The 5,268-nt window shown below is 36.8% G+C and carries 4 protein-coding genes and 1 pseudogene; 3 read left to right on the forward strand and 2 right to left on the reverse strand.

Features of this window, described 5'->3' with window-relative positions; all coding sequences use genetic code 11:
* Positions 1-656: lysophospholipid acyltransferase family protein (locus WBN21_RS01080; protein WP_424197464.1), on the forward strand; the 656-nt coding region annotated here is incomplete at its 5' end.
* A 10-nt stretch (positions 657-666) separates the two neighbouring features.
* On the opposite strand, the gene WBN21_RS01085 is transcribed toward WBN21_RS01080, so the two are convergent.
* Positions 667-1,806, reverse strand: a complete 1,140-nt coding sequence (locus WBN21_RS01085; protein WP_424197465.1) for a fibrinogen-like YCDxxxxGGGW domain-containing protein — start codon at positions 1,804-1,806, stop codon at positions 667-669.
* Positions 1,807-1,990: 184 nt separating this feature from the next.
* Here WBN21_RS01085 and WBN21_RS01090 point away from each other — a divergent pair, with 184 nt between their 5' ends.
* Together WBN21_RS01090 and WBN21_RS01095 are read left to right on the forward strand one after the other, a co-directional pair.
* Positions 1,991-4,282, forward strand: a complete 2,292-nt coding sequence (locus WBN21_RS01090; protein WP_424197466.1) for a DNA topoisomerase 3 — start codon at positions 1,991-1,993, stop codon at positions 4,280-4,282.
* The gene (locus WBN21_RS01095; RefSeq protein WP_424197467.1) at positions 4,269-4,859 is read left to right on the forward strand and encodes a pseudouridine synthase; all 591 of its coding nucleotides are present in this window, start codon (positions 4,269-4,271) and stop codon (positions 4,857-4,859) included. Before WBN21_RS01090 ends, WBN21_RS01095 begins: the two co-directional genes overlap by 14 nt.
* A 211-nt stretch (positions 4,860-5,070) precedes the next feature.
* Here the strand turns inward: WBN21_RS01095 and WBN21_RS01100 are convergent.
* Positions 5,071-5,268: pseudogene (locus WBN21_RS01100) on the reverse strand (hypothetical protein); the annotation flags it as partial.

A 5,268-nucleotide genomic window follows, 5' to 3' on the forward strand; every position in this document is an offset into this window, starting at 1 on the left:
CAAATGTCCTTTTTATATCAAACCATCAAACTTATTTTGCCGATGTAGTTGCTATGTTTCATGTTTTTAATGCTAGTTTGAGCGGCCGAACAGATTCTATAAAAAATATTGGTTATATCTGGCAACCAAAATTAAATATCTACTATGTAGCTGCAAAAGAAACGATGAAAGCCGGATTGTTACCAAAAATTTTAGCTTACATGGGGTCAATTAGTATTGAACGTACATGGCGATCTGAAGGTAAAGATGTAAACAGACAAGTTAAAATGAGTGATATTTCTAGTATTGGTAAAGCACTAGATGATGGTTGGGTGATTACTTTTCCACAAGGGACAACCACGCCTTTTAAGCCAATTAGAAAGGGAACAGCGCACATTATTAAACGTTATAAGCCAGTTGTAGTTCCTATTGTTATTGATGGTTTTAGACGTTCTTTTGATAAAAAGGGATTGCGTGTTAAGAAGAAAAATATTCTTCAATCTATCGAGATAAAAGCACCGTTAGATATTGATTACGATAACGAAACGACAGAGGATATAGTAAAAAGAATAGAATACGCTATTGAGCAACATCCCTCATTTTTAAAGGTTATTTCTCAAAAAGATTTAGCTGAACAAGAAGAACTTGATAGGTTACGCCATTGGAAAAAAAAATAGGCTAAATATATTACCTAACAAAAAGCTGTACAATATTTACAACAGAACCTGGTCCTGGCATGCCGCCGCTATAATTGCCAATACTCCCAATGGAATACCACCAATTTGTACTATTTACTGAGCCATCCAAATATGTAGAGGGACCAGAATTCTCTAAGCCTCCCCAGTAATTACCTGTGGAGTCAATATTTATAGCTACATAACCAGCAACAGGTCTTATTCCTGAGGCACCGCTTCTAGGATCAAAAGTTTGGCTCCAATGATTTGTAATGCCTAATTGCGGATAATGTAATCTAAATTCATAGGATGCACCACTAATAAGCTCATCTAGTTTGCTTAAAATAGAATATTTATTTGTCGTAATATTTGGTGTTGCTACATTAAATTCATTGGCCTCTGTATCATTTGTCCAATAACCACCTGCAGTATTATGGTTAAATACGAGCGTCCATCCACCGCCATTATTTGTCATGTCGCAATAGCAATCATAGGATGGATTAGCTCCAGCGCCATCAGGATCAATGGTATAAACACCATCAGTAGTATAGCCAGCATTTAAATATGCTAAGCAATTTGGAAATGTATTTGTAACCGTTACTGCCGTGGTGCAAGTGTCGCCTTTTCCAACAAATGTTATGGTGAAATTATCTGTTTGAGCTGCTATTGGTGTGCCCGTTCCAGTTAGTGTAATAGTGTTTATTCCTATAGTACTAAATGCCCCATTAGCTGAAAAGCTATAACCATTTACCGTATTTGTGCTTACCGTGTAAGTTTCAATCACATTAACGAGTACATCAATGGTAATGGTGTTGCTAGCATTTAAAGGATTTCCAATTGCGAAAGTGCCATTAACTGTGGCAGAACTACAATCTAAAGAATTAGTAGGGAATTCTCCTAAACATCCTGACCATGAAGCGCCATTATAAAATTTAAAACATTTATCATCTAAATCGTAAATAAATAAGCCTTCAGCAGGATTTGTAATAGCTGCAATTTGTGCAGTAGTCATTCTAGGAGGTAAAAAACCTTGGGTGGTGGATTGTACATCTAAAATTGACGATGGATCTGGATTTGTCGTGCCAATTCCAACTTGTGCAAAACCAAAAAAACTACTAAAACATAGTAGTAAGGTGAATAAAATCTTCCGCATATTTTGAGAGGCTTAAGAAAATAGCAATTTATAATGACGTAAATATATAAAATTGCATTTGTATTTTCTGAAAATATTTTAACGTGCAAAATAAGCCTTGAAATCTGGTTAATAACTACTAACAATTCTCCTTTAAAAAACTCGGTAAAAGTTATATTTTGCACCTCTGTTTTAAGATGTAAAAATGAAGGTCTGTATTGCTGAAAAACCAAGTGTTGCCCGCGAAATTGCTGCTGTATTAGGAGCCAACACAAAACGCGATGGCTATTATGAAGGTAATGGATATGCGGTAACGTACACTTTTGGGCATTTGTGCACACTTAAAGAACCTGTAGATTATAAGCCGTATTGGAAAAGCTGGGATTTAAACAACTTACCCATGCTTCCCGAGAAGTTTGAAACCAAAGTATCTTCCAATTCTGGGATTAAAAAGCAATTTAATATTGTAAAAAGTTTATTTGATAAAGCCGAGGTTGTTATAAACTGTGGGGATGCCGGGCAAGAAGGAGAGCTTATTCAGCGTTGGGTTATGAATGAAGCAAACTATAAAGGTGAAGTAAAACGCCTTTGGATTTCTTCATTAACCACAGAAGCTATTAAAGAAGGTTTTCAGAATTTAAAACCATCAAAAGATTACGATAATTTATACCATGCGGGCTTTTCTCGGTCTATTGGCGATTGGTTATTAGGGATTAATGCCACACGGTTATACACAGTAAAACATGGCGGATATAAGCAAGTGTTGTCGGTTGGTCGTGTGCAAACACCAACATTGGCTATGGTAGTTAGTCGATTTAAAGAAATTGAAAATTTTAAACCACAACCGTATTGGGAATTGCAAACGCTATACCGAGAAACGCTATTTAGTTATGAAGAAGGGCGTTTTCTTAAAAAAGAAGATGGTGAAGCCTTGGCCAATAAAGTAAAAGAAAGCGAGTTTGAAATAAAATCGATAAGCAAAAAGAAAGGTAAAGAATATGCGCCAAAACTCTTTGATTTAACGGGTTTACAAGTGTATTGTAATACCAAATTTGGGTTTTCAGCAGATGAAACTTTAAAAATTGTACAGACCTTGTACGAGCAAAAAGTGGTGACGTATCCTAGAGTTGATACCACCTTTTTACCAAATGACGTGTATCCTAAAGTATCAGGAATTCTTCAGAAATTAACTAATTATTCAGCATTAACGCAACCGCTTTTAGGAAAAAAAATAAAGAAGTCTACCAAAGTATTTAATGATAAAAAAGTAACCGATCACCATGCCATAATTCCAACAGGCATGCAAAGCCATTTGCAATACAATCAGCAACAAGTTTATGATATTATTGTAAAACGATTTATTGCGGTTTTTTATGACGATTGTAAAGTTTCAAACACCACCGTTTTAGGGCATGCTGCCAAGGTAGTTTTTAAAACTACAGGAAAAGAAATATTGGAAAAAGGATGGCGCATTGTTTTTGAAGATCCAGAAAAAAAACAAAAGGAATCAGGCATGTTACCAACTTTTGTTAAAGGAGAAAAAGGTCCTCACGAACCGTCGTTTTTAGAAAAAGAAACCAAACCGCCAAACCAATTTACCGAAGCAACGTTGCTTCGTGCTATGGAAACCGCAGGCAAACAGGTGGATGATGAGGAACTACGAGATTTAATGAAGGAAAACGGTATTGGACGACCATCAACCCGAGCCAATATTATTGAAACGCTTTTTAAAAGAAAGTATATAGTTCGTAATAAAAAGCAGGTTTTGCCAACGGTAACAGGTATTCAGTTGATTGATACCATACAGAACGATTTATTAAAATCTGCTGAATTGACGGGTTCTTGGGAAAAGCAATTAAAGGATATTGAAAAAGGCGAGTTTAGCGCTGGTGCCTTCATAAAAAACATGAAGCGCATGGTTGAAGCTTTGGTTTATGAAGTGCGAAGTGAAACGAAACGTGCTAATATTTCGCATGCCACAACGGTGAAAAAGAGAGCTGCAAAAGCGGAAGCTAAAAAAGATGCTGGAATTACGGCTGAAAGTTGCCCGAAATGTAAACAAGGACACTTGATAAAAGGGAAATCTGCCTATGGATGTAGTCAGTATAAATCCGGTTGTGGTTTTGTAATGCCATTTAGTTTTGGAGAAAAAACGATTTCAGAAAAACAGTTTATAAGATTGCTTCAAAAAGGATCGACCGTTAATTTAAAAGGCTTTAAAACGCCATCAGGAACGGTGGAAGGCTTACTGCGTTTTGATGAAAACTTCAAGTTAAAATTGGAGCCTAAGCAAAAAAAGGTAAAACCCAAATCAAACGAATTGATTTGCCCAAAATGTAAAAAAGGAACAGTCATTAAAGGCAAAACGGCTTATGGTTGTAGCGCTTATAAAACAGGTTGCGATTTTAAAGTCACTTTTGATGTCGTGCGAGAAAAAATAAACGGACAAACCCCAACTAAGGAGCTTGTGCATAGCATTTTGAATGGAAGCATCTAAAACAATCCATAGGCATTATATAATCTATAAACCTTACGGGTATTTGAGTCAGTTTGCAAGTAATGACTCGAAGCAACAATCGAAAAAATTTCTTGGGAGTTTGCATGATTTTCCTGAAGGCATTATGGCTATTGGTAGGTTAGATGAAGCTTCTGAAGGCTTGTTATTGCTTACTACAGATGGCAAAATGAGCGATTTTATAAACAGCAAGAAAGTTGAAAAGGAATACTATGCTCAGGTGGATGGTGCAATTTCAGACGCAATTATTGAGCAATTAAAAACGGGGGTTGAAATTGGGTTTCATGGCAAGAAATATAAAACGAAGCCTTGCCATGCTTTTAAATTAGATGTTATTCCTGAATTACCTAAACGCAGTAAAAAGATTAGAGACGAAAGGCATGGTCCAACTAGTTGGGTGTCAATGATTTTAAAAGAAGGGAAGTTCAGGCAGGTTAGAAAAATGACTTCGGCCGTTGGGTTTCCTACGTTGCGATTAGTTCGGGTTAGGGTAGGAGCTATTCATGTAAATAATATGCAAGCTGGCGATGTCGTTGAGGTTGATACGTTTGGGGTTTGAAGTTGGAAGTTTGAAGTTTGAAGCTCGAAGAAATTTCTAAAATTAAAATGATTTAACTGCCTGTTGAAGACTGCTATTTGCGGACTAGCCAGCGTTAGGAATTGAACGGCATGTTTGAGCTCCAAGACCTAAGAAGGGAGCGAGTAGTGAAAGCCCGACGACGACCTTAGGAGGCGTAACCTGCCTGCCGGCAGGCAGGCGCCCAAACCATTTAAACTTCTAACTTTTTAAGCTCTTTGTAATTTTGGTTTAAACGCTTTAAAAGGATGCCGTAAATGAGCCAATAAAACAACAGTAAAACGCCAATGGCTATGGCAAGAATTAAAATGGTAACCATGATTATTACGGCATAAAATTTAAATACTTCGCCGTTTGCAGATGCTGTTTGGATTTGGCCGGTAAAATCTGG

The organism is Algibacter sp. (assembly GCF_049667265.1).
Lineage (GTDB): Bacteria > Bacteroidota > Bacteroidia > Flavobacteriales > Flavobacteriaceae > Algibacter_B.